Here is a 23318-nt window from a genome sequence, read left to right on the forward strand (position 1 = left end):
GTGGACAAGCATATAGTCTACAAAAGGAGTGATTATTAATGAAAAAAATAGCTTTTTTACTAGGTTCTTTATTGCTCGCATATATAATATTCTTTGACCTACAAGTAGGGACGATCCCAACTAAACATATTGCTACGGTGGCAAAAGCTACAAAATCAGAAACAAAAGCAACCTCACTTCCAAAATATGAAAAAATTCAAGTTAAAAACGGTGACACTGTTTTAGGAATTATTGAAGACCTTAACCCTGATTTTAACCAGCCAATTAGCCAAATTACAAAAGATTTTAGTGCATTAAACAATGGACTTTCACCTACTAAAATTCAAAGTGGAAAATCATATAAATTCCCAATTTACTCTACACAAAAATAAAATTTGTGATATATTTCTTTAGAACCAGTTGATAAAATGAGTAATCATGAAGAAAATATGATAATGTAGATTTATACAAAATAGAAATAAAGTTATTTTTGAAGGAGCGAGTTACTCGTGAACGAAATTACACATAGAAGTAAAACACGTGCAGTTAAAGTAGGTAATGTAGTTGTTGGTGGAGCAAATGAAATTTCAATCCAAAGTATGACAACGACAAAAACACACGATGTTGAAGCAACAGTTGCAGAAATTAAACGACTTGAAGAAGCTGGATGTCAGATTGTTCGAGTTGCAGTACCAGACGAAAGAGCTGCAAATGCAATCGCTGATATTAAAAAACAAATTAACATACCACTTGTTGCAGATATACACTTTGATTATAAATTAGCCTTAAAAGCAATTGAAGGCGGAGTAGATAAAATAAGAATTAATCCAGGTAATATCGGTCGTAAGGAAAAAGTTGAAGCAGTAGTAAATGCTGCTAAAGCTAAAGGAATTCCGATTCGTATCGGTGTTAATGCTGGTTCATTAGAAAAACGAATCTTAGAGAAATATGGTTACCCAACTGCTGATGGAATGGTTGAAAGTGCATTACATCATATTAAAATTCTTGAAGATTTAGATTTCCATGACATCATCGTTTCGATGAAAGCATCAGATGTAAACCTTGCAATTGAAGCATATGAAAAAGCTTCAAAAGCATTCAATTATCCATTACATTTAGGTATTACTGAATCAGGTACATTGTTTGCTGGTACAGTTAAGAGTGCCGCTGGTTTAGGTGCAATTATTAGTCAAGGGATCGGAAATACAATGCGTATCTCATTAAGCGCAGATCCAGTTGAAGAAGTTAAAGTTGCTAGAGAATTACTTAAATCTTTCGGTTTATCTTCAAACGCTGCGACATTAATTTCTTGCCCTACATGTGGTCGAATTGAAATTGACTTAATTAGTATTGCGAATGATGTTGAAGAATACATTTCAACATTAAAAGTACCAATTAAAGTTGCCGTACTTGGATGTGCAGTAAACGGTCCTGGTGAAGCACGCGAAGCAGACATCGGTATTGCTGGAGCTCGTGGTGAAGGATTACTATTCCGTCACGGGGAAATCGTACGTAAAGTTCCAGAAGCAACTATGGTTGAAGAACTAAAACGCGAAATTGACATCATTGCCAAAGAAAAACTAGCTGAACTTGAAGCAGCAAAAGGTTAATAATAACAAAAAGGTTAAGGACACTGCTCCTTAACCTTTTTTATTCTTTTCCTATCTTGTCAAATCGAATAATCTTGAGGAATAAATACTTTCAATTCATTAGGACGGACAAATACCCTTTCACCAAGTTGAATATTTAGTTCGTAGAATAATTCGTTCATGAGTTCGATTTCAACATAATCATTTGTATCCTCCCGTAGAACTTCCACATATACGATAGGTCCTACAGCATGAATATGGGTTACAATTGCACTAATCGAAGTTTGATTTGTTTCAAATTTTTCGATTGTAATTTGATGAGGACGAACATAACCCGTAACCTCTTTATGTTCTTTATGTTCTTGTTCAACTAATTCTGGTAATGGGATTTCTAATCCTCCACTTATTAAGCTTCCCTTATTTATCCTTCCATGAAATAAATTTACTTTGCCAAGAAAATCATAAACAAACGGACTTGCTGGCGTATGGTAAACTTCTTCAGGTGTTCCGATTTGTTCAATTGTCCCGCCATTCATAATGACAACTCGATCTGCAACTTCAAGTGCTTCCTCTTGATCATGCGTTACAAATATACTCGTAATATGAATTTCATCATGGAGTTTACGCAACCATCTTCTTAAATCCTTTCGAACTTTTGCATCTAATGCCCCAAATGGTTCATCTAATAATAATACACTTGGTTCAACAGCTAATGCTCTAGCTAATGCAACACGTTGTCTTTGTCCACCAGATAATTGAGAAGGAAATCGATTTGCAAAGCTTTCTAATTTTACTAAAGATAGTAATTCCATCACTTTCTCATTAATTTTTCTTTTTAAAGGACGTGTAGCTCTTGGTCTAACCTTCAAACCAAAAGCAATATTTTCAAAAACAGTCATGTGCTGAAATAAAGCATAATGCTGGAAAACAAATCCTACATTTCTTTCTTTTACCTGCACATTTGCTACATCCTGGTCTTCAAAAAATATTTCACCCAAATCTGGATTTTCTAAACCGGCAATTATTCGCAACAATGTTGTTTTACCTGACCCGGATGGACCTAATAAAGCAACCAATTCCCCTTTTTTTATATTTAGATCAATTACTTTTAAGGCAGTTTCATTTTCATAACTTTTAATTACATTTGAAACTTTAATTGACATACTATCCTCTCCTATTGTTTCTCTTCCTTTAGAACTTTCCATTCAATTATATTTTTAATAACTAATGTCAAAATCGCAAAAATGGACATGAGTGACGCAACTGTATATGCTTGTGGAAATTGGTACTCATTATATAAATTTTCAATATGAAGTGGCATTGTAATTGTTTCTCCGCGAATATGTCCAGATACAACTGATACCGCACCAAATTCTCCAACCGCTCTTGCATTGCATAATATAACGCCATACAAAAGTCCCCATTTAATTTTCGGAAGTGTCACCTTCCAAAAAATATGCCACCCGTTCGCACCCAAAGTTAATGCAGCCTCTTCTTCAGCACTCCCTGTTGCCTGCATAACCGCAATTAATTCTTTCGCTACAAAAGGCAATGTGACAAAAATTGTTGCTAATACAATTCCTGGGGTTGAAAAAATGATTTTCAAATTATGTTCCTTTAACCATCCACCAAAAATCCCATTATTCGGACTAAATAATAGAACAAATAAAAATCCTGCTACAACTGGCGACACCGCAAAAGGTAGTTCAATTAGAGTTACTAATATATTTTTTCCTTTAAAATTAAATTTCGTTGTAGCCCACGCAATTGAAACGCCAAAAATCGCATTAAGGGGTAACGTAATAATCGTTACCAAAAACGTCAATTTAATTGCTGCTAATGTCTCATCATTTACAATCGCTTCTTTATAAACTCCAAAACCATCTTGTAAAGCCTTTATAAAAATTGAAACTAATGGAAGAAATAAAAATAGTGCTAAAAAAAGTATGACAATACTGATTAAAATGATTGGAATCGTATTGACGCTCAATTTTGCTCTTTTATCAGTAGTACTAGCAATCACTTCTATTTTTCTCTCAATCTTATATTCTCTTTCCATCCTTAACCCTTACCCCCTTGAACAAAAGCACGATTTGCGTATCTTTGAAAAATACTAATGATCAATAAGAGTAAGAAAGAAGTTACTAATAACACAACTGCAAGTGCAGTTGCACCCGAGTAATCATATTGTTCTAATTTTGTCATAATTAACAAAGGTGTAATTTCAGTCTTCATTGGCATATTTCCAGAAATAAACACGACAGACCCATACTCACCTAATGATCTTGCGAATGCTAAAGAAAATCCCGTCAATAACGCTGGTAAAATCCCTGGAAAAATTACCTTCCAAAAAATTTGAAAACGGTTTGCACCTAGACTTGCTGCTGCTTCCTCAACATCTTTTTGAAAATTTTCAAGAACAGGTTGAACCATTCTAACTACAAATGGTAACCCGATAAATGTAAGAGCTATAATAATCCCGAGTGGTGTATAAGCAATTTTAAAAGAGAAAAATTTCCCAACCCAACCATCAGGAGAATACAATGTAGTTAAAGTAATCCCAGCAACTGCAGTCGGTAATGCAAAAGGTAGATCAATGAATGCATCTACAATTCGTTTTCCAGGAAAACGATAACGTACAAGCACCCAAGCTACTAATAAACCAAAAACAGCGTTAATAATCGCAGCAATAAAGGCAGTTCCAAAGCTTACTTTATAAGACATTAGTACTCTATGTTCACTAACAATTTTTATAAATTTTGACCAACCTATATCGAAAGAATGTAAGAACAGCACCGATACCGGAAGAAAAATAAAAAAACTTATATATAATATTGAAAATCCAAAGGTTAATCCAAATCCAGGTAGGATTCTTTTCCGCTTCTTAAACAAATTCTGTCAATCCTCCTTAAAATAAAAATCAAATAAAGAAGACTTGGCTTAAGCTCTAGTAAAACGCCCAATAAAGTCCAATGTCCTCCTTATTTTACAATTACGTGATTATTGATAAATTTGGTCGAATACTCCACCATCATCAAAATGCTTCGATTGAGCTTTACCCCACCCTCCGAAATCTTTATCAATTGTTAATAATGGCAGGCTAGGATATTGTTGACTATATTTAGCAAGTATCTCTTTATCTCTCGGACGATAATAATTTTCTGCAATGATTTTTTGACCTTCTTTACTATAAAGATAAGATAAGTAGGCCTTTGCCACTTCTTCAGTTTTCTTTTCCTTCACATTTTTATCAACTACCGCAACAGGTGGCTCAGCTAGAATACTAATCGAAGGATATACAATTTTATATTTCCCCTCACCTAATTCTTTCACTGAAAGTAATGCTTCATTTTCCCATGCAATTAATACATCTCCAATTCCTTTTTCAACAAATGTAGTTGTTGAACCACGTGCGCCAGTATCTAATACTGGAACGTTTTTATATAATTTCTTCATAAACGCTTTTACTTTTTTCTCATCACCATTGTATTTTTTGTCCGCATAGCCCCAAGCAGCTAAATAATTCCATCTTGCACCACCCGAAGTTTTTGGATTAGGAGTAATTACTTGAACTCCTTTTTTCGTTAAATCATCCCAATCCTTAATATTTTTTGGATTTCCTTTCCTTACTAAAAAAACAATTGTTGATGTATAAGGAGTTGAATTGTATTTAAATTCTTTTTGCCAATTAGGGGATATTAATTGTGCCTTTTCATTGATCGAGTCAATATCATATCCAAGAGCTAGTGTAACTACATCAGCATCTAAACCGTCGATTACTGCCCTAGCTTGCTTTCCAGAACCACCATGAGACTGTTTAATTGTTACAGTTTGGTTATGTTCTTTTTCCCAATATTTACTAAAAGCTTTATTATAATTTTCATATAATTCACGAGTTGGATCATAAGAAACATTTAACAATTCTACATTTTTATTTGCTGCTTCAGTATTAGTAGCCTTAGATTTATCATCCTTCAAGGTCGCATACAATACTCCCGAAACTGCTAATACAACAACTACCGAGCTAATAATCCATTTCTTTGCCCCCACAATGATCTGCCCCTCTCAATTTCAATTTTCCGATTTTTATTTGTACCCCTCTCTACACTTCAACACATTAAAATCTCCCCTTTAAGGCACAAATGTAAAGAAAACTCGTCGATTGCCTAGCCTTTTAAGCGAAGGCAGAGACGTAGTTGCACTTATACTTTATTTTTATAATTGTCAGCTACACCGAGTACTCTTCATCGCTGCCAATTTATCCTTTTTAAAGTGCAAAAAGACCCTTAACTAATGAAAATAGTTAAGGGCCTTTGGTCTTCCAATCAGCCATATTGATTTTTTATATAAGCTTAATAATAAACACACTATTCCCATGTGTCAACTATGAATTTAGAAAATTTAAAATTATTTCTCCTATTTTTCACTTTTTATACACTCCTCATTGTATACTCATTATATTTACTATTTACATTAAATTTTATGGAGGATTTCATGCTAGTCGAGTCATATTTTAAACACATCCGTTTAAATAAAACCCAAACAATTTCATATTCCTCATTAAAACAAATTCATAAGCACCATTTACTTTCAATTCCATTTGAAAATATCGATATTATCTCTCAAATACCGCTCTCAATGAATCCTTCTGAAATTATGAAAAAAATAGCTACAGGTAAGCGTGGTGGAATTTGTTTTGAAACGAATTCATTACTTTTTTCAGTTCTACAGGAATTAGGTTTCAATGTATCATTTATTTCAACTAAATTTTGGAATGATGAAAAACAGTGTTGGAATCCCGAATTCTCACATTTATCTTTATTAGTAAAAATTGACGATCAAAACTATCTCGTAGACGTAGGAATTGGTGGCGGTTTTTTAGAACCACTCTTACTTCGTGACCATTTTGAATACTCAGATCCAAATGGGTCCTATCGAATGATCGAACAAGACAATTCGAATTTCATACTTCAAAAATTCAATGGAACTTGGAAGGATTTACTATTCATTTCAATTATTCCAACGCAGCTCCAACAATTCGAAGAACAGTTTCATTACTTCCAAACTAGTAATGAAACAATTTTCACCCAATATAGAATCGTCAACTTATTAACGAATGAAGGAAGAATTTCATTATCAGATCACCAATTAAAAGTAACCAAAAATCATAGAATCTGTATAACTGAAATAAAAAGTCAAGATGAGTGGCAATCCATTTTTAATAATCTATTTAATCAAAAAGCAGAAATAAAAGGTTAAACGAATTGGCCATGCACTGAATATTTTCGCCCCACCCACTTTACTCCACAAACTTCTAATAAATTAGTTAATTTTGCACAAATTAAATGTAATCGAAGTGAAGGGAGCAATACATTTGAAAAATCGTGAAAAGAAAAATAGCATGATCAGAGAAAGAAGAGAAGACGAAATAAATAATATAAATCAGAGCAAAAAAAATAACCAACCACTTCCTCAACCAAAGGATATTGAAGAAATAGAATACTAAATAAAAATACCCCCTCTAATATAGAGGGGGTATTTTTCTCATTTCATTTTACTAATCATATGAATCACTTCTTCTACTATATAAGGCACTTCTTCAAATGCATTTCTCATATGTAGCCTCTCCGTTAACTTATGAGCATCCTTTCCGAACGGTCCGATATTTAACACTGGGGCATTTAATTTTTCCATTAAACTAAAAGGTAGAGTATAACTGTCTCCCCATACCGGTGTGTTCAACTCGAATGCTGTCCATCCGCCAGTCGAATCACTGTAATTAACATAACTTAAGTCACTTATTCCATTAAAATAGTGAATACGTTTTACGGGTAAATTAAATTGAATACTAGCAAGCTCAGAAGAAAATTTAATACACTGCTCCACTAACTCATCTCCAGTAGAATTTATTGCTGGATAGTATGGTGGTGCAAATAAAATGATGATAGCAGGTGCAAGCTCCTGACATTCAATCATTAAATTGTCTGCAATTTTAAATGACTTCTCACGATCATCCCACTCACTGTGCGAATGAATTTCTTTTTTAAGATTTAACACATAATCCTCGCCGAGTTTCCTAATAGCATATTGCTGCAAGTCTGTATATTGGATAACTTTTAATTTCCCAACTGGATTTACATTATGTTTTTTACAAATATTTTCATATTCAAAATTACATTCTTCAGCAGCTTCTTGTGCTATTTTTTCGAATAAATTAAAAACTTCAGAAGCATTTCTTTTCATTAAAAACACATTGTATAGCGCACATGAACGAAAAGGTGTTTGAGTCGAATACTCTATCCTCAAGTCCTTCTGCTGTAATGTAACAGGTAACGGAGTCTTCTCACCAAAATCACTCTCTTGAAACTCTTCATTCCACTCCATTTTTCTAGTTAAAAAGGATGCAATATATGGAGATGTTATGCCACTTAATGGTTCCCCAGCATGAGTTTCTTTACCATAAAATAATGCTGCTGGCATTATTTTACCAATTGTACCAGAGTAAATATAATACTTTGGATCTCCTGGTTCTTGTGAAAATACGGGCTCACCATTTAAAAATAATTTAAAATTTAAATCATATTCTTCCTGAAGATTTACAAGTGTTGAGACCGCGTCACGCATTCCAGCCGAATTTACCTCTTCATCAGGAACAGTTAATAATAAAAGATTAATTGGCCATTCCTCAATACTAGCTTTCTCAATAAGACTCATATGCATCGCAAGTCCCATTTTCATATCCATCGAACCACGACCAAATAAATATTCACCAGAATTCAAATCACTTTGAACTTCTTTAGAAAATTCATTTAGCCGTTCATGAAATGCATTTGTTAAATCCTCTGTTTTTGAAGACAAATGTTCAAGCACACCATATTCTTCTGTATTTACAGTATCAAAATGACTTATAAGACAAATCGTATCTTTTACATCTGGCCGTTTATACAATGCAGTTAAAAATTTCCGACCCTTATCTGAATCATGTAACTTCAGTTGATGTGGTATGTCTTTAAAATATTGTAATGAAGATAGCTTGTTAAATAAATTAATAGGAAATTGCCGTTCCCCATTTGTTAGCGTAATACTTTTCCAGCTAACTAGCTCTGTAAGTAATGTTTTCAAGTTTTCGGATGAATTCCATAACATCTTATTCATATCTGTCCCCCATAATCATTCTGTAATTTAAGTTTCAATATCTCTAATTGGAAATGGGTAATTCAATCAATATCTCACCTATTCTATAAATGTAACTTAATACCTTTTTTAAATAGTAAAAAGGGCAAAATAAAAAACCATCTATTTCTAGATGGAAAAATTAATAGCAGTATATAAACTTTATTGTCAGATGATAACTAATGCTTGGCAAGCAGTCTGACACTTAATATTGAGCACCATTTATATTCCACACAATAAAAGTACACACAAAAATTAGTCCAAATAAGAACATTAATATAAATCCCGATAATTTTGCTAACCCTTTTTCTTCTTTTATAATTGCTACTACACCAGTAATTAAGCTCGCAAAAAGACAAATATAATAAATATAAAATGCTATAACCTTTATTGTATTTAAAGTTTCGATTGTAAATGCAAAAATAGCACTAATTAAACTACCTAAAACAAAGAAGTATGCTAACTTACCGATTTTTTGACTAAACTTAATTACTCCATTTGTAATAATTCCAAAACAACTAATTAGCGAAAGCCAAAAAATCCCTTCTAAGATTCTTCTGCTAACAATTGGCAATGAGTTCGCAAAATGTCCTATAAATGAAATAAAAATAACAAACAATAATATGAAGACATTTCTTCTATATTTTTTGAGCTCCTGCAAACCACTCAGCCTCCTAGGCTATAAGTTTATTAAACATCTTGCCCTAATGCATACTATTCAACAATAGAGGCAATTCCCCTCTATATAACGGATAAATTAACAAATAAAAAAAGAACAAAAGTTCCCGTTTTATGTCGAAAAACTTTAAAATAGTCAACATTGCAAACGTATGTTCTTTATTTTATAATTTAGATATGGATAGAATAGAATATGGTACTGGATAGACAAGCGTTTTAGAATATTTAAGTTTCTTTCAAATTAACAAAAATAATTTTTAAACAAGGAGTGACGTGGAACATGTCATTAGAATTAATCCCTTATTTAATCATGGACGGAAATGCTCAAGAAGCAATCAATTTTTATGAAAAAGCGCTTGATGCAAAGATATTATTTAGTCAAACTTATGGAGAAGTTGGAGAAGATTCAGAAGGAAAGATACCGTCTGATGCTAAGAATTTAATCATGCACGCAACAATCCAAATCGGAGAATCAGTATTAATGCTTTCAGATACTTATCCTGGTTACCCGTTCCAAAGTGGAAACCAAGTAACAATTTGTATTTCTACAAATGAAATTGAAATTTCAAAACGATTTTTTGAAGGCCTTTCAGAAGGTGGCGAAGTAGAATTACCATTACAAGACACTGGATTCAGCCCATGTTATGGTAAAGTAGTCGACAAATTTGGCGTATTATTCCAAGTATTTACACACCCTGCCGGGCAGCGATAAGATCATTTATTAATTCCTAAACTAGACTTGAAAACATTGCTTGTTTATTTTTACATAGTTCTAAACTTCCATGTTCTAAAAAATTCTTAGTTAGAATTTCATACATAATTTAGCAGCAAAAAAAACGACTCGGCCAAATTTGTCTGAGTCGTTTTAATAAATTATATTCTTCTTTGGATATACCTTACGACGTTCGTCACTAGTTTTCTTGGCATGAATCGAACAGAATTTGCTAGCATTTTATTCGTCATACCTGGAATCACAATTGTTTTTCCATCTCTAAATCCCCTATATGCTACTTTAGCAACATCTTTTACATTCCCTACTCCACTTTGGAATAAATTTGATTCATGCATATTGGCACGTTTTCCAAAATTCGTTTCTGTTGCACCAGGACAAACAGCTGTTACCTTAACATTTGTTCCTTTCATTTCATTCGAAAGTGCTTCCGTAAAAGAAAGAACATAAGACTTTGTAGCATAATAAACAGCCATTAATGGTCCAGGTTGAAATGCTGCAGTAGATGCAATATTCATTACCCCACCTTTATTTCGATCAATCATCCCTTTTAAAAACAGTTTTGTAAGATGTGTAACTGTACGTATATTTAAATCAATCATGTTTAACTCATCGTCTAAATTTGTAGTTGCAAACTCCCCAAATAATCCAAACCCAGCATTATTCACTAAATAATCAACTTGAATATTTTCAGCATTTAATTCCTTTTGTAAAGAAACTATTTCCTCTTCCTTAGATAAATCCTTTGAATATAGATGAATCTTTACTTTCGACATTGATTCAATTTCACTTTTTACTTCCATTAAATTATCATTCGATCTTGCTACTAAAACTAAATCGAATCCATCTTTTGCAAATAAAACAGCTAATTCTTTACCAATTCCTCCGGATGCACCCGTAATTAATACAGTCTCATTTGACTTCATCTTTATTTCTCCCTACTCTTCACATTTATATTTTTATCATTTAATCTCAACTAAGATTATACGTTTAAACATTTAAACATATAGGATGAAACTTACTATACCTTATAATAGAAAAAAAGACAATAATTTTTATTAGACTCTGTTAAAGCAATTTTTCAGATTGTTTTCTTTTGAAAATAAATGGCTGTTTAGTTGCTTAAGTGTAAAGGTGATTTTTTGGAAAAAGTCGAAATAAATAATTGTAAAATCATGGAATTTAATATGGAGGAAATAGTATGAAACAAGAATTAAATAGTAAAATTGATATATCTGTTCGTCCTTATGTTGAAGGTGACTTTTCCCAGATTCATAATTTGAACATAAAGGAAAAATGGAATAATCTCGTTGAAAAAAGTGAAGATACTCAAAAAGCTTGGGAGAATTCGAATGTTAAATATGTAGCGTGTTTTAATGAATCAATCATTGGATATCTCAGAGGGTTAACAGATGGTAATATCACCCTATTTGTATCAGAATTATTAATAGATGAAAATTATCGTGGGTTAGGAATTGGTACAAAATTGTTAAAACATGTTCATCAAATATATCCTAAAACTCGAATTGACCTTCTAGCGACAAGTTCATCTCAAACCTACTACGAAAGCAATAAGTTTAGAAGTTTTTATGGATTTAGAAAGACTATCTTAGAGTGGGATTAATGTAAAATCGAAAATTCTTATTCAACTAATGCAGAAATGGCACGTTTGTGGAATAAGGAATGATATACTATTGTAAAAAAAAGATGGAAGCACAGATGAATCAACATGCCTATTTTAATGATTATTTTCGCTATCATTTCATTTTCAGGTTTGATTGTTTTTACTTTTAAAATAAAGAGTATTATCAGAATGAAACTATTGATACAAGCACATCAGAAGTTTTATGTCTTAAGGTGTTTTATAAGAAAAGAATACTCACTCTTATAGAACAAACATAAGATACTTTTGCAAGTTAATTCAATAAAATCAATAGAGATTTATATGATATTATCAATATAAAAGGTAAATAAGGAACTGGTGACGATGAACTATAAATTGACTTTAAATATTATTAAATACTCAATATTTTGGACAATCCTTTTATTTATAACTGCAATGTATTTACCAGATACATTAAACATTAGTGAAAGATTAACTAGATGGGTTTTTGAAATAGTATCAATGGTAGTATTTATTATTAACTATCAAAAATGGAAGCAATTGTTAATATCATTCCCTATTGGAATGATATTACTTATGTTATTTATTGTTTTATTCGTACCATAAATTTCAATCTTAACTTGATATGCATCTAACGCATGCGAATGTTACATAAGAACTAAAAAAGTCGATTTCCAAATGTGGAAATCGTTTTTTTATAAATTGATTCGTCTCGATTTACTTTCTCAATATTGCATGGAATACAACAATAGTATATTGTTTTCGGTACATTGGTTCATCAACTTAAACAATTAAACTAATTTGTGGAGGAACTAATTGAATGAACAAATTTGACCAACTAAATACAATCAAAGAGGATTTTATTAATTGCCAAAAAGTGCTATTGGCTATTGGAGATGAAACTCGTCAATCCATCTTGTTAGTGTTAATGGGAACTGATTGTCAAACAGGATTACGTGTAGGTGAAATCACTCAACAAACACATCTTTCTCGTCCTGCTGTGTCGCATCACCTAAGGATTTTGCGAGATGCGGGTGTAATTTTAATGCGTAAAGAAGGGACAAAGAATTTTTATTTTATAGATGTACGAACAAAATTAGGTTTATTAAAAGATCTTGTGAAGGACATTGAAGAGCTAATGCAAAAATTTTATTGAAACGTAGTAGTCAATCGTCTGTTATTTGGAGGGATAGTAAATGAGAGCAATGGTTATTGAACGGTATGGGAATGTCCCGATGCGTATGGTAGAAATGAAGATACCTGACATTGGAGAAAATGAAGTTCTTGCAGAAATACACGCAGCTAGTATTAACCCTGTTGATTTTAAGATACGAGATGGAAAAGTCAAAATGTTACTAAAATATAAAATGCCACTTGTCCTTGGAAATGACTTTTCTGGTGTGGTCGTAAAGGTTGGTACAAAAGTAACTCGTTTTAATGTTGGAGATGAAATCTATGGGCGTCCACGTAAACAGAAAATGGGAACGTTTGCTGAATATATTGCAGTTCATGAAGATGATATAGCATTAAAACCTAAAAATTTGAGCTTTGAGGAAGCAGCATCAATCCCACTCGTTGGATTAACCTCGTATCAAGCTCTGCATGACATTCTTCAAATAAAGAAAGGACATAAGATTTTGATTCATGCTGGATCTGGCGGTGTCGGCACCTTTGCAATTCAGCTCGCAAAACTAATGGGTGCTACCGTTGTAACAACTGCAAGTGCAAAAGGGATGGATTTGGTAAAATCTCTCGGTGCAGACGAAGTTATCGACTACAAAAGTACAAAATTTGAAGAAAAATTTAAAAATTATGATGCGGTATTTGATACACTTGGGGGAGAAACACTCGAAAAATCATTTAAAGTTCTAAAAAACGGTGGGAAAATTGTTTCCGTTTCAGGATTACCAAACGCTCGATTTGCTAAAGAATATGGTTCTGGATTTTTTAAAACAATGTTATTTTCAGCAGCAAGTTATAAACTAACTATGCTTGAAAAAAAGTATAATGTTCAATATACTTTTTTGTTTATGAAGCCAAGCGGAGATCAATTACGTATTATATCAAACTATATTGAATCAGGTAAAATCAAACCCATTATTGATAAAGTTTTTTCTTTTAAAGATGCTCAAAAGGCGATGGAATACTCGGAATTAGGAAGAGCTAAAGGGAAAATAATTTTAAAAATTAGATAGATCACAACTTTTTCAGAATCATGCAACTAACTCATGGATTAGTTGTATCAAAGTTCCTAAGGTTGTCTAATTAGACAACCTTTTTTTAGTACAAAATCAACAATTAAATTTTATAAAGCCTATTAATCTTTTTTTAAATTTTCGTTTATCTTATCAATCTTTGCTTCAACCCTCTGCATTTGAAGCCTATTTGTTCTAATGGAACGAAAAATAAATACAACCAAAATAATAATGGCAACTGGTATTAAAAATACAATCAACTGAAAGATTAAATCTCCTATAGCCATACCATTTACTCCTTTCTAATTTTAAGTGTATTAAAAAAATTTCTCACTTCTAATTAAAATATAAACAAAATTGGGAAATTATGTAATATGTACTTATACCTAAAATAAATAGAGAGTACAACTGTACTCTCTAAAGTGGATAGAATTCAACTACATTCTGGACATAGACCGTATATTTCAAATTTATGACTTTGTACTGTATAACCAGGTAAATCAACAGATAAATTGTCCATAGGGCATCTATAAATACTTTTTGTATTACCACAATCTAAACAAATAAAATGATGATGATGTTCTGAAGAAGAACACTTCGATCGAAAACGTTTTTCACCATCTAGTTCTGTAACTTCCACTACATCAACCTCAATAAATGTTGATAAATTACGATAGATTGTATCGAAGCTAAGCCCTGCGTATTTATCTTTTAATGCTTGTTGAATATCTCTTGCAGTTACATATTTATTTTGCCTAAAAATATATTCAAGCATATCATATCGTTTAGGCGTATTTTTGAAGCCTCTTTCTTTTAATAATTTTGATGCATCTGCTAATTTCATTTAATCACTACCTTTGTCTTGTTCTTAATTTCTTCAAACTTAAAGTAAAAATAAGAATAAGGATTTGCAGGATCACAATCGTACCACCAGGCGCGAGATTTAAATTATAAGAAAGCAAAATACCTGCAACAACTGAAAACTCTCCAAAAATAATTGAAAAAATAATTGTTTGCTTAAATCCGTTCGAAATTCGTATGCTCGCTGCTACTGGTAAAGTCATTAGAGAAGATACTAATAAAACACCTACAACTCTCATAGAAATGGACACTACTAAAGCAACTAATAATATAAACAAATAATGAATCCATTTTGCATTAATACCTGACGCAACTGCATATTCTTCATCAAATGATAAAAGGAACAATTCTTTATAAAGTACTATGATAGATATTACTACAAAAACAGCTATAATTATGACAGTAATTAAATCTTCTTGTGACACAGCACTAACACTACCGAATAAATAACTAAATAGATCTGTATTAAATCCATTAGCTAATGAAATTAAAATAACACCTAATCCCATTCCTCCTGAAAGAATGATTGGAATTGCTAACTCTTGATAATGTTTATAAACACTTCTTAGTTTTTCAATTAAAAATGCCCCTGCAACTGAAAATGTCATCCCCATAAATAAAGGACTAATAAAGCCAGATGTAAAGAAAAACTTTTCAAGTAAAAGACTTGCTGCAACTCCTGATAAAGTAACGTGACTCAAAGCATCAGAAATAAGTGATAATCTTCTAAATACAACAAATACACCTAATAATGGAGCCATAACTCCAATTATCATACCAGTGATTAATGTATTTCTCAGAAAATCATAGTGAAAGAAATCCATCATATTCGATCTCCTCCATTCTCGTGATTGTGAGATAGTACATGCACAGAATGGCCATATAGAAGAGACAAATCCTTCTCAGTAGCATCTTTAAACTTATCTCGACTACCATGGAAGTGTAGTCTTTTATTTAAACATGCAACATGTGATACTTTATCAGTAATAATGCCTATGTCATGTGAAACTAATAATAAAGTAATACCAAGCTTAGTATTTAAATCGCTAAGTAATTGATAAAAGCTTTCTACATTTTCAGCATCTACCCCAACGGTTGGTTCATCGAGTATTAATAGTTCGGGATTACTTACAAGTGCTCGCGCAATAAAGACACGCTGTTGTTGTCCACCTGAAAGTTCGCCGATATTACGATTTGCAAATTCATACATTCCAACTGATTTTAAAGCCTCAGCGACTTTTTGTTTATCCGAATTTTTAAAACCGTTAAACAATCCAATTTTAGAAACAAGACCTAATGATACTACTTCAAAAACCGATGCTGGAAATCCAGAGTTAAAACTATTCGCTTTTTGAGATACATAACCAATCTTATCCCAACTTTTCATTTTTCGAATATCTGTACCGAATATCTCTATTTTTCCTTCATCTGGTTGTTGGATACCTAATATACATTTTAGTAAAGTTGATTTACCACTACCGTTTGGACCAACTAAACCTAAAAAGTCTCCTTTTTTTACTAGAAGATTAATGTCTGTTAATACCTTTTGACGTTCATAGCTATAAGACAAATCCTCAATTTTTATGATATCTTGACTCATTTATTAAAACACCTTCATCTATTTAGGAATAATTACGTTTTACTTCAAGTTCTTAGTATAAGAGAATACTTCTTATTTGTAAACAAAGAAAACTCGGCAAAATATTTACTCGTTTTTTAATTCATTTCATCTTTATCTAAACTTTAAATCCCTTAATTTCTCTGGTGATTTTTTAATGTATTTTTAATAAATAAGTCTTATCACTTTGTGACGAAAAATACAATATGTTACAATTAACATATAAATATAGATAAAGAGGTGGTTTTTTGAACGCAATTACACATCGTAAGCTTTCAAACTTTAAGATTATTAGACGGGGGTTTTTTATTACATTAGGAGCTGCATTGATGGCAGCTTGCTTAAAAGCATTCTTTATTCCAACTGATATCATTGATGGTGGAATCGTAGGTATCTCTCTGATCCTCTCCCATATTACTTCGATTAATCTCGGTATTTTTCTATTCTTGTTAAACTTACCTTTTGTAATAGTAGGTTATAAGCAAATCGGTAAAACATTCGCTATTTCAACTTTATTTGGTATCACTGTACTCTCAGTATTTACCTCTCTTTTTAAGGACATTCCTCATTTAACTAATGACCCTTTACTAGCAGCATTATTTGGTGGATTAGGTTTAGGAATTGGCGTAGGCTTAGTAATTCGTAATGGTGGCTCACTTGATGGGACTGAAATTATAGGCATACTTTTAACAAAATCATCACCTTTTTCAATTGGTGAGGTTGTTATGGCATTTAATGTATTTATTCTCGGAAGTGCAGGGTTTGTATTTGGATGGGATAATGCTATGTATTCATTAATTGCCTATTATGTAGCATTTAAAACAATCGATTTAACAATTGAAGGGTTCCAAGATACTAAATCTGTTTGGATCATTAGTGATAATGATAAAGAAATCGGCGATGCATTAAATGCCCGATTAGGTCGAGGAGTTACATATTTTCATGGCGAAGGTGGCTTTATGGGTGAAGATAAAAAAATCATCTTTACAGTCATCTCAAGACTTGAAGAAGCAAAATTAAAATCGATTGTTGAAGACTATGATGAAAATGCCTTTGTAGCAATCGGTAATATAGCTGATGTTAAAGGTGGAAAGTTTAAGAAGAAAGCAATCCACTAATAGTAAACAATTAAGCTTGAATTCTATCATGAATTCAAGCTTTTCTATTTTAATAGTTTAATTGAGTTGTTTATTTAATTCCGCTTTACGACGCCTCAATTATCCAGTAATAAGATTAACTGCGAATAGAATCGTCGTTTATTTTCTTCTGAATCTCCATGTGAAATCATAGAAATGTCACAGTTTTTTACACTTCCTCCTACTGTAATACATATTATTTTTGAAAAATCAATTGAGATTAGTGTCCTTTGCTCATTATTTATAATAACCTTTCATAAAATTTATTGATGAAATATTTCACTTAAGAGGAGGTTCAGAATGAATATTATCCAAACTCTCATAAATAAAAAGGTAAATAGTATAACACCAAAGGATTTATTAAAATTAAGCCAACAATATCAAGTGTATATTACGCCAGATCAAGCCAATAAAGTGGCTGCAATATTAAACGGGAAAAATTATAATATTTATGACGCTGAACATAAAAAACAAATTCTTTCCCAAATTGCAAATGTTACCTCTAAAGCCACTGCACAACAAATTGATATTATTTTTCAAAAGCTTACTTAAGCTTGGTTAAAATGTTCATTAAAAAGCTTTAATTTATAACTCTACTCATTTCACAAATCATATAATGCTCATACAAAGAATCACTTAACTATTCTAAAACGAAATGAGAGGGATTAATATGGATTTGCATGAGCTACATTATGAAATAATTTATTTAGACAAAGAAACAGATGACGAAGTGAAATTCAAACACATGTTTCATATGGATGATTTAAGCCATAACTTAGCTCTTAATATCGCTAGTAGTTTAATCGAACGTGACAAGGCACATGTGGTCTATATTAAATTAATGCACTTAGACGAACATGATCACGAATTAGTTAGTAATGTTGTCACTGTGAAAAGAATTAAAGACGGAAAAATAATTGCTTCATATTTGGATAGTAAGTTAAAAAAGGTTGTAGAAATAGAATTATAAACTAGATCGAATGGGGCTGTCTCATAAGTCGGATTAACTGACATATGGGTGCCCTTTTTTATATTACTAGCGCTAGTAGGCGTATATCTCTATATTGCTTTCTATTTGTAATTTATTTTGCAAGTTTTCATTTAAGGTTTCTACTTTTATCTGATTTTTAAGCAAAAATACCTTAAGGGGTATGGGTAATTTTGGATATTATTTGCGATTCTTAGGAGTTTAATTGCAGTTTTGATAAATTTATTTGCGATACTCTAATTTTAATTTCAGTTTTACCGATTTTAATTGCGATGCTAGATTTTATTTGCAGTCCAAAAAGAAAATAAAGAAAACCAGCCCATTATTTAAAATGAGCTGGTTTCTTTCAATTAAGCTTTCAATAATTCTTGAATTAAGTTTTCATTGAATTCTTGATTGCGTAACATTTCAATTTCTAATTTATACGGTGGTACTTTGTTGTTTTTATCTTCACCAACATATGGAGTTTCTAAAATTTTAGGGATGTCCATTAGTTGTGGATGATGAACAATATAGTTTAATGCTTTAAATCCAATCGATCCAAAGCCAATATTTTCGTGTCGGTCTTTTCGACTTCCCATTGGATTTTTACTATCGTTAATATGAAGTACTTTTATTTTATCGATCCCAATTAATTGATCGAATTGCTGTAAGACACCATCAAAGTCATTAACGATATCATATCCAGCGTCATTAATATGGCATGTATCAAAACAAACTGATAATTTATCGTTATAGTGTACACCTTCCATAATTCTCGCTATTTCTTCGAATGACTTACCACATTCTGAACCTTTTCCAGCCATCGTTTCAAGCGCAATTTGTACTGGAGTTTCAGCTGTTAATACTTCATTCAAACCTTGAATAATTCTGTCGATACCAGCATCTTCACCAGCACCTACGTGAGCACCTGGATGTAATACGATTTGTTTTGCTCCTAATGCTGCGGTACGGTCTATTTCTTTTTGTAAAAATTCAACACCTAATTCATAAGTAGCTGGATTTGTAGTATTTCCAATATTGATAATATATGGTGCATGGACTACTATATCAGCAATTCCATTTTCAGCCATATGTTTTAAACCCGCTTCAATATTTAAATCTTCAATTGCTTTACGACGTGTATTTTGAGGCGCACCTGTATACACCATAAATGTATTAGCACCATAGCTTGCAGCTTCTTCACTAGCGGCTAAAAACATCTTCTTACCGCTCATTGAAACATGAGATCCTATTCGTAACATTCTTTCAGCTCCTACCTTAGTTAATCATCGTAACCATTTTAACATGAAAATCAATTATGGTTAAATTGTTCGCCTGTTAATAAAAGAAAAAGAAAGGAATATTCTTCCTTTCTTTTTACAAATTATCTGCTCGTTTTTCTTTTCACTTTATTTTTAAATGATTCTCTTTGTTCATTCAGTTTACGTTTATAGCCAGGTTTAACTTTAGATGGCTTTTTAATTGCTTTACCAGCAACTGCGTCTAAATTTCGATCAGTTTTTTTACGTAGCTTACGTTTTGAGCGAGGTCCTAAATCAACCCATTCACCTTTTTTAAGTTCACGATGCTCAAATGTAATTCCACGATCTTGAAGTTTGTCTAATGCTTGTTCATCTTCTTGATCATAAATTGTAATAGCAGTTCCAGAGAAGTTTGCACGCCCTGTACGACCTACACGGTGGACATAAAAATCTAAATCTGCAGGTAGTTCAATATTTATTACATGACTTACCCCTTCAATATCGATTCCTCGGGAAGCTAAGTCAGTAGCAACAATATATTGGAACTCTAAATCTTGAATTTGCTTCATCATTTTTTTACGTTCACGAGGACTTAAATCACCGTGAATTTGACCAACTTTTAAGCCATATGATGCTAATTGAGTAGCAACTTCTTCAGCCTTTTTCTTCGTATTTGTAAAGACAATTGCTAAATATGGCTGAAAACTTAATAAAATATCTTTAGCCATTTTAACTTTGTCTTTATGGCGGCTTGGAACAATAATATGTTCAATTTTCTGAGCTGAAAGTTGTTGCGGATTAATATGAATATGTTCAGGATTTTCCATATACTTTTTCAAAAACGGTTTAAGCTTCTCAGGAATAGTCGCTGAAAAAACAAGCATTTGTAGTTTCTTTGGCATTTTTGATGCAACTTGGTCCACATCATGGATAAATCCCATATCTAACATTAAGTCCGCTTCATCCACTACTAAATACTTCGTAGTATGAACTAATAATACATTATCATTTACTAAATCTTTAATACGTCCAGTAGTCCCGATTACGATATGTGGCTGTTTTTTTAGTTTTTCAACAGTACGTTTGTAGTCGGTTCCACCAACGAAGTTTTTTGCAGTTAATTGCTCATCTTCTGGACAACATTCAATGATTGCTTGAACATCATTATAAATTTGCGTCGCTAATTCACGAGTTGGAGCAGTTATTACTAATTGCACTTGATCTAAAGATGGATCTAATGTATTAATTGTCGGAATTAGGTATGCATGAGTCTTTCCTGACCCTGTTTGCGATTGACCGATTACACTACGTCCAGTTTTAACTTGAGGAATGATCTTTTGTTGAATTTCTGTTGGTTCTGTAAAGTGTTTCTTCTCTATCGCTTCCAAAATAAATGGTTTTAATTGAAAATTTTTAAATGAAATTGCCATATAACTCACCTTCTTAATTTAAACTTTCTATGTAATGAGGAATCTATCTCCTCGTACAAAATAGCTACAATTATCTATTATACAATAGATTAGCCCAATATAGCTAATTCTAATTTTTCTTTCTTCTTTAGTAGCATTTTAATTTTTATTCTGTCCTATACTAACCATTTCAAATTTTGTGCATAGCCTAAGTAATAAAGAGTATTTTTGAAAGGAGGTATTAGATTGGGAATACTTGATAAATTTAAGAAAAAAAATAAACAGCCTTTTCCTATGAACGGTCCAGATTTTTATAACAGTTATCAACAGCCTTATCAAAATTTACAAAATCCATACGGTGCAAGACCAAATTTTGATCAACGATATCCATATCCCCAATCACCGCAGCAACCTTATTTGCAACATCAACAACAGTTTTATCCACCTGTCCAACAAATTGTAGGGCAACAAGGTCATTATCAACAACCAATTTCATATCAGCCGCAGTTAAACGCACATCAACAATATATAAGCCAAAATAAAATTTTACAACCTGTTCCTTTTCAAAATCAGCCAGTAATGCAGCCACAGGGCGGTAGTAATTATCAGCAACAAGGATCACAAAATCAATACCCAATGACTGGGCAACCACCCGAAAAAGAAGACGATGGCAGTCCAGGGTTTTTCTCGCGTTTAATGGGAGGTGACACTTCAATTACAGGTGTCATCGGTGGTATGCAAAGAGCAGTTCAAGCAGCTCAACAAGTCACGCCTATGATTCAACAATACGCTCCTGCTATTAAAAATTTCCCTTCAATCTATAAAATATTTAAAGCAGTAAATACCGACGACCCGGTCGACACACAAAAAAGTAAAAAAAATGATTCAAATGGAAAAATAGATGTTGTGCAAACAAAAGAAACAAAACCAAAAAAAAGAAAAAAAGCTCCCATTAAGTCGGAAGAAGTAGAACCATCCCATAACATTGAAGAAACTGCATCAAACATAAATCCAAAACCAAAATTGTTTATGTAAATTTTCTTTTTCTTTGTATAGTAGTATCTCCCTCCTTTATAATAAAAAATGACAATAATATTATAAAGGAGGGGCTACTCCATGAAAGTTGTTAAAGTTACCCCACGAGGCTATTGCTACGGAGTTGTAGATGCAATGGTCATTGCTAGAAATGCTGCTAAAGATCCATCATTACCAAGACCAATTTATATACTTGGTATGATTGTTCATAATAAACATGTTACAGACGCATTTGAAGAAGAAGGTATCATTACTTTAGATGGTCCAAGCAGATTAGATATCCTAGATAAGATTGAAAAAGGTACTGTTATTTTTACGGCTCACGGAGTTTCTCCAGAAGTAAAATCAAAAGCAATTAAAAAAGGGCTTACGACGATTGATGCGACTTGTCCAGATGTAACGAAAACACATGATTTAATTAAAGAACGAATGGCTGAAGGCTATCACTTTATTTATATTGGTAAAAAAGGACATCCGGAACCAGAGGGCGCAGTTGGAATCGCACCTTCGATTGTTCACCTAATTCAAAATAAATCTGATATTGATGCTTTAGAAATTCCTACTGATAAAATTATCATTACAAATCAAACAACTATGAGCCAATGGGACGTAGTAGAATTAATTCAATACGCAATTAAAAAGTATCCGACTGCTCATGTTCATAAAGAAATTTGTATGGCAACTCAAGTTCGCCAAGAAGCAATTGCTGATCAAGCAGGCCAAGCAGATTTAACAATTGTTGTAGGTGACCCGATGAGTAATAACTCAAATAGACTTGCACAAGTTTCACATGAAATTGCAGGAACAAAGGCATTTCGTATTTCAGATATTACTGAACTTCAGTTAAAATGGTTAGATGGCGTTGAGACTGTAGCAGTTACATCTGGAGCATCTACTCCAACACCGATAACACGTGAAGTTATCGCATTTTTAGAGAAGTATGATCCAAAAGATGAAAGCACTTGGGATACAAAATCAGGAGTAGAATTAAGTAAAATACTACCTAAAGTTAGAATAAAAGACTAAAAAATAGGACTTCTGGATTTTCAACCCGGAAGT

27 protein-coding genes are annotated in these 23318 nt (G+C 32.3%); 14 read left to right on the forward strand and 13 right to left on the reverse strand.

Annotated elements, in window-relative coordinates:
* Positions 1-38: 38 nt before the first annotated feature.
* Entirely contained in the window at positions 39-371 is a 333-nt protein-coding gene (locus ABEY15_RS09000; RefSeq protein ID WP_429889728.1) for a hypothetical protein, read from the forward strand.
* A gap of 117 nt (positions 372-488) precedes the next feature.
* Positions 489-1589, forward strand: a complete 1101-nt coding sequence (ispG, locus tag ABEY15_RS09005) for a flavodoxin-dependent (E)-4-hydroxy-3-methylbut-2-enyl-diphosphate synthase (RefSeq protein WP_429889729.1) — start codon at positions 489-491, stop codon at positions 1587-1589.
* A gap of 59 nt (positions 1590-1648) precedes the next feature.
* Here the strand turns inward: ispG and ABEY15_RS09010 are convergent, their stop codons facing one another.
* The 4 genes from ABEY15_RS09010 to ABEY15_RS09025 form a co-directional block, all read right to left on the reverse strand.
* Positions 1649-2731, reverse strand: a complete 1083-nt coding sequence (locus ABEY15_RS09010; RefSeq protein WP_429889730.1) for a sulfate/molybdate ABC transporter ATP-binding protein — start codon at positions 2729-2731, stop codon at positions 1649-1651.
* Positions 2732-2742: 11 nt separating this feature from the next.
* On the reverse strand, positions 2743-3627 hold the full coding sequence (gene cysW, locus ABEY15_RS09015) for a sulfate ABC transporter permease subunit CysW (protein WP_429889731.1): 885 nt from the start codon (positions 3625-3627) through the stop codon (positions 2743-2745).
* 2 nt (positions 3628-3629) lie between these two features.
* Entirely contained in the window at positions 3630-4460 is an 831-nt protein-coding gene (gene cysT, locus ABEY15_RS09020; RefSeq protein WP_429889732.1) for a sulfate ABC transporter permease subunit CysT, read from the reverse strand.
* Between the two features lie 108 nt (positions 4461-4568).
* A complete protein-coding gene (locus ABEY15_RS09025) occupies positions 4569-5618 on the reverse strand; it encodes a sulfate ABC transporter substrate-binding protein (RefSeq protein WP_429889733.1) in 1050 nt (349 codons plus the stop codon).
* A gap of 444 nt (positions 5619-6062) precedes the next feature.
* Between ABEY15_RS09025 and ABEY15_RS09030 the strand changes: the two genes are divergently transcribed.
* Positions 6063-6827 carry an arylamine N-acetyltransferase family protein gene (locus ABEY15_RS09030; RefSeq protein WP_429889734.1) on the forward strand — a complete coding sequence of 255 codons (765 nt, stop codon included), beginning with the start codon at positions 6063-6065 and terminating at the stop codon, positions 6825-6827.
* Between the two features lie 115 nt (positions 6828-6942).
* Positions 6943-7074 (forward strand): hypothetical protein, encoded by a 132-nt coding sequence (locus ABEY15_RS09035; protein ID WP_429889735.1) that lies wholly within the window; start codon positions 6943-6945, stop codon positions 7072-7074.
* A 38-nt stretch (positions 7075-7112) separates the two neighbouring features.
* Here ABEY15_RS09035 and ABEY15_RS09040 read toward each other — a convergent pair whose 3' ends face one another.
* Positions 7113-8723, reverse strand: a complete 1611-nt coding sequence (locus ABEY15_RS09040) for a M20/M25/M40 family metallo-hydrolase (protein WP_429889736.1) — start codon at positions 8721-8723, stop codon at positions 7113-7115.
* Positions 8724-8946: 223 nt separating this feature from the next.
* Positions 8947-9402, reverse strand: coding sequence for a hypothetical protein (locus ABEY15_RS09045; RefSeq protein WP_429889737.1), 456 nt, complete (start codon positions 9400-9402; stop codon positions 8947-8949).
* Between the two features lie 297 nt (positions 9403-9699).
* On the opposite strand from ABEY15_RS09045, the gene ABEY15_RS09050 reads away from it, so the two are divergent.
* Positions 9700-10131, forward strand: a complete 432-nt coding sequence (locus ABEY15_RS09050; protein ID WP_429889738.1) for a VOC family protein — start codon at positions 9700-9702, stop codon at positions 10129-10131.
* 161 nt (positions 10132-10292) lie between these two features.
* Here the strand turns inward: ABEY15_RS09050 and ABEY15_RS09055 are convergent, their stop codons facing one another.
* Positions 10293-11075, reverse strand: a complete 783-nt coding sequence (locus ABEY15_RS09055; RefSeq protein ID WP_429889739.1) for an SDR family NAD(P)-dependent oxidoreductase — start codon at positions 11073-11075, stop codon at positions 10293-10295.
* 275 nt (positions 11076-11350) lie between these two features.
* On the opposite strand from ABEY15_RS09055, the gene ABEY15_RS09060 reads away from it, so the two are divergent.
* From ABEY15_RS09060 to ABEY15_RS09075, 4 genes are all read left to right on the forward strand, one after another.
* Positions 11351-11773, forward strand: coding sequence for a GNAT family N-acetyltransferase (locus ABEY15_RS09060; protein WP_429889740.1), 423 nt, complete (start codon positions 11351-11353; stop codon positions 11771-11773).
* Between the two features lie 363 nt (positions 11774-12136).
* Complete coding sequence (locus tag ABEY15_RS09065) at positions 12137-12379, forward strand: hypothetical protein (protein ID WP_429889741.1); 243 nt, start codon at positions 12137-12139, stop codon at positions 12377-12379.
* Between the two features lie 214 nt (positions 12380-12593).
* Positions 12594-12929, forward strand: coding sequence for an ArsR/SmtB family transcription factor (locus ABEY15_RS09070; protein ID WP_429889742.1), 336 nt, complete (start codon positions 12594-12596; stop codon positions 12927-12929).
* A gap of 40 nt (positions 12930-12969) precedes the next feature.
* Positions 12970-13968, forward strand: coding sequence for an NADP-dependent oxidoreductase (locus ABEY15_RS09075; RefSeq protein ID WP_429889743.1), 999 nt, complete (start codon positions 12970-12972; stop codon positions 13966-13968).
* A 122-nt stretch (positions 13969-14090) separates the two neighbouring features.
* On the opposite strand, the gene ABEY15_RS09080 is transcribed toward ABEY15_RS09075, so the two are convergent.
* The 4 genes from ABEY15_RS09080 to ABEY15_RS09095 form a co-directional block, all read right to left on the reverse strand.
* Positions 14091-14255 carry a DUF4083 family protein gene (locus ABEY15_RS09080; protein WP_429889744.1) on the reverse strand — a complete coding sequence of 55 codons (165 nt, stop codon included), beginning with the start codon at positions 14253-14255 and terminating at the stop codon, positions 14091-14093.
* 146 nt (positions 14256-14401) lie between these two features.
* Positions 14402-14812, reverse strand: coding sequence for a Fur family transcriptional regulator (locus ABEY15_RS09085; RefSeq protein ID WP_429889745.1), 411 nt, complete (start codon positions 14810-14812; stop codon positions 14402-14404).
* A 7-nt stretch (positions 14813-14819) separates the two neighbouring features.
* Positions 14820-15656: a metal ABC transporter permease gene (locus tag ABEY15_RS09090; protein ID WP_429889746.1), complete on the reverse strand. Its 837-nt coding sequence runs from the start codon at positions 15654-15656 to the stop codon at positions 14820-14822.
* Positions 15653-16429 (reverse strand): metal ABC transporter ATP-binding protein, encoded by a 777-nt coding sequence (locus ABEY15_RS09095; RefSeq protein ID WP_097974272.1) that lies wholly within the window; start codon positions 16427-16429, stop codon positions 15653-15655. The genes ABEY15_RS09090 and ABEY15_RS09095 overlap by 4 nt, the downstream gene beginning before the upstream one ends.
* Positions 16430-16695: 266 nt before the next feature.
* On the opposite strand from ABEY15_RS09095, the gene ABEY15_RS09100 reads away from it, so the two are divergent.
* The 3 genes from ABEY15_RS09100 (at position 16696) to ABEY15_RS09110 (ending at position 18553) form a co-directional block, all read left to right on the forward strand.
* On the forward strand, positions 16696-17565 hold the full coding sequence (locus ABEY15_RS09100) for a YitT family protein (RefSeq protein ID WP_069034159.1): 870 nt from the start codon (positions 16696-16698) through the stop codon (positions 17563-17565).
* Positions 17566-17883: 318 nt separating this feature from the next.
* Positions 17884-18135 carry a DUF2624 family protein gene (locus ABEY15_RS09105; RefSeq protein ID WP_069034160.1) on the forward strand — a complete coding sequence of 84 codons (252 nt, stop codon included), beginning with the start codon at positions 17884-17886 and terminating at the stop codon, positions 18133-18135.
* A gap of 118 nt (positions 18136-18253) precedes the next feature.
* On the forward strand, positions 18254-18553 hold the full coding sequence (locus ABEY15_RS09110) for a hypothetical protein (protein WP_129688419.1): 300 nt from the start codon (positions 18254-18256) through the stop codon (positions 18551-18553).
* 368 nt (positions 18554-18921) lie between these two features.
* On the opposite strand, the gene ABEY15_RS09115 is transcribed toward ABEY15_RS09110, so the two are convergent.
* Together ABEY15_RS09115 and ABEY15_RS09120 are read right to left on the reverse strand one after the other, a co-directional pair.
* Positions 18922-19815: a deoxyribonuclease IV gene (locus ABEY15_RS09115; protein WP_098233001.1), complete on the reverse strand. Its 894-nt coding sequence runs from the start codon at positions 19813-19815 to the stop codon at positions 18922-18924.
* 122 nt (positions 19816-19937) lie between these two features.
* Entirely contained in the window at positions 19938-21245 is a 1308-nt protein-coding gene (locus ABEY15_RS09120) for a DEAD/DEAH box helicase (RefSeq protein ID WP_429889747.1), read from the reverse strand.
* A 225-nt stretch (positions 21246-21470) separates the two neighbouring features.
* On the opposite strand from ABEY15_RS09120, the gene vrrA reads away from it, so the two are divergent.
* On the forward strand, positions 21471-22259 hold the full coding sequence (gene vrrA, locus ABEY15_RS09125; protein WP_429889748.1) for a VrrA/YqfQ family protein: 789 nt from the start codon (positions 21471-21473) through the stop codon (positions 22257-22259).
* 81 nt (positions 22260-22340) lie between these two features.
* Positions 22341-23285, forward strand: a complete 945-nt coding sequence (locus tag ABEY15_RS09130) for a 4-hydroxy-3-methylbut-2-enyl diphosphate reductase (protein WP_429889749.1) — start codon at positions 22341-22343, stop codon at positions 23283-23285.
* Positions 23286-23318 lie beyond the last annotated feature (33 nt).

Source organism: Gottfriedia acidiceleris (assembly GCF_050457485.1).
Lineage (GTDB): Bacteria > Bacillota > Bacilli > Bacillales > Bacillaceae_G > Gottfriedia > Gottfriedia acidiceleris_D.

Coding starts and splice junctions, on each gene's coding strand:
- ABEY15_RS09060 (WP_429889740.1), top strand. CDS start 11,351: ATGAAACAAGAATTAAATAGTAAAATTGATATATCTGTTCGTCCTTAT.
- ABEY15_RS09130 (WP_429889749.1), top strand. CDS start 22,341: ATGAAAGTTGTTAAAGTTACCCCACGAGGCTATTGCTACGGAGTTGTA.
- ABEY15_RS09070 (WP_429889742.1), top strand. CDS start 12,594: ATGAACAAATTTGACCAACTAAATACAATCAAAGAGGATTTTATTAAT.
- ABEY15_RS09080 (WP_429889744.1), bottom strand. CDS start 14,255: ATGGCTATAGGAGATTTAATCTTTCAGTTGATTGTATTTTTAATACCA.
- ABEY15_RS09050 (WP_429889738.1), top strand. CDS start 9,700: ATGTCATTAGAATTAATCCCTTATTTAATCATGGACGGAAATGCTCAA.
- ABEY15_RS09105 (WP_069034160.1), top strand. CDS start 17,884: ATGAATATTATCCAAACTCTCATAAATAAAAAGGTAAATAGTATAACA.
- ABEY15_RS09090 (WP_429889746.1), bottom strand. CDS start 15,656: ATGATGGATTTCTTTCACTATGATTTTCTGAGAAATACATTAATCACT.
- ABEY15_RS09095 (WP_097974272.1), bottom strand. CDS start 16,429: ATGAGTCAAGATATCATAAAAATTGAGGATTTGTCTTATAGCTATGAA.
- ABEY15_RS09030 (WP_429889734.1), top strand. CDS start 6,063: ATGCTAGTCGAGTCATATTTTAAACACATCCGTTTAAATAAAACCCAA.
- ABEY15_RS09115 (WP_098233001.1), bottom strand. CDS start 19,815: ATGTTACGAATAGGATCTCATGTTTCAATGAGCGGTAAGAAGATGTTT.
- ABEY15_RS09065 (WP_429889741.1), top strand. CDS start 12,137: ATGAACTATAAATTGACTTTAAATATTATTAAATACTCAATATTTTGG.
- ABEY15_RS09085 (WP_429889745.1), bottom strand. CDS start 14,812: ATGAAATTAGCAGATGCATCAAAATTATTAAAAGAAAGAGGCTTCAAA.
- ABEY15_RS09055 (WP_429889739.1), bottom strand. CDS start 11,075: ATGAAGTCAAATGAGACTGTATTAATTACGGGTGCATCCGGAGGAATT.
- ABEY15_RS09075 (WP_429889743.1), top strand. CDS start 12,970: ATGAGAGCAATGGTTATTGAACGGTATGGGAATGTCCCGATGCGTATG.
- ABEY15_RS09010 (WP_429889730.1), bottom strand. CDS start 2,731: ATGTCAATTAAAGTTTCAAATGTAATTAAAAGTTATGAAAATGAAACT.
- cysW (WP_429889731.1), bottom strand. CDS start 3,627: ATGGAAAGAGAATATAAGATTGAGAGAAAAATAGAAGTGATTGCTAGT.
- ABEY15_RS09000 (WP_429889728.1), top strand. CDS start 39: ATGAAAAAAATAGCTTTTTTACTAGGTTCTTTATTGCTCGCATATATA.
- ABEY15_RS09110 (WP_129688419.1), top strand. CDS start 18,254: ATGGATTTGCATGAGCTACATTATGAAATAATTTATTTAGACAAAGAA.
- ABEY15_RS09120 (WP_429889747.1), bottom strand. CDS start 21,245: ATGGCAATTTCATTTAAAAATTTTCAATTAAAACCATTTATTTTGGAA.
- ABEY15_RS09040 (WP_429889736.1), bottom strand. CDS start 8,723: ATGAATAAGATGTTATGGAATTCATCCGAAAACTTGAAAACATTACTT.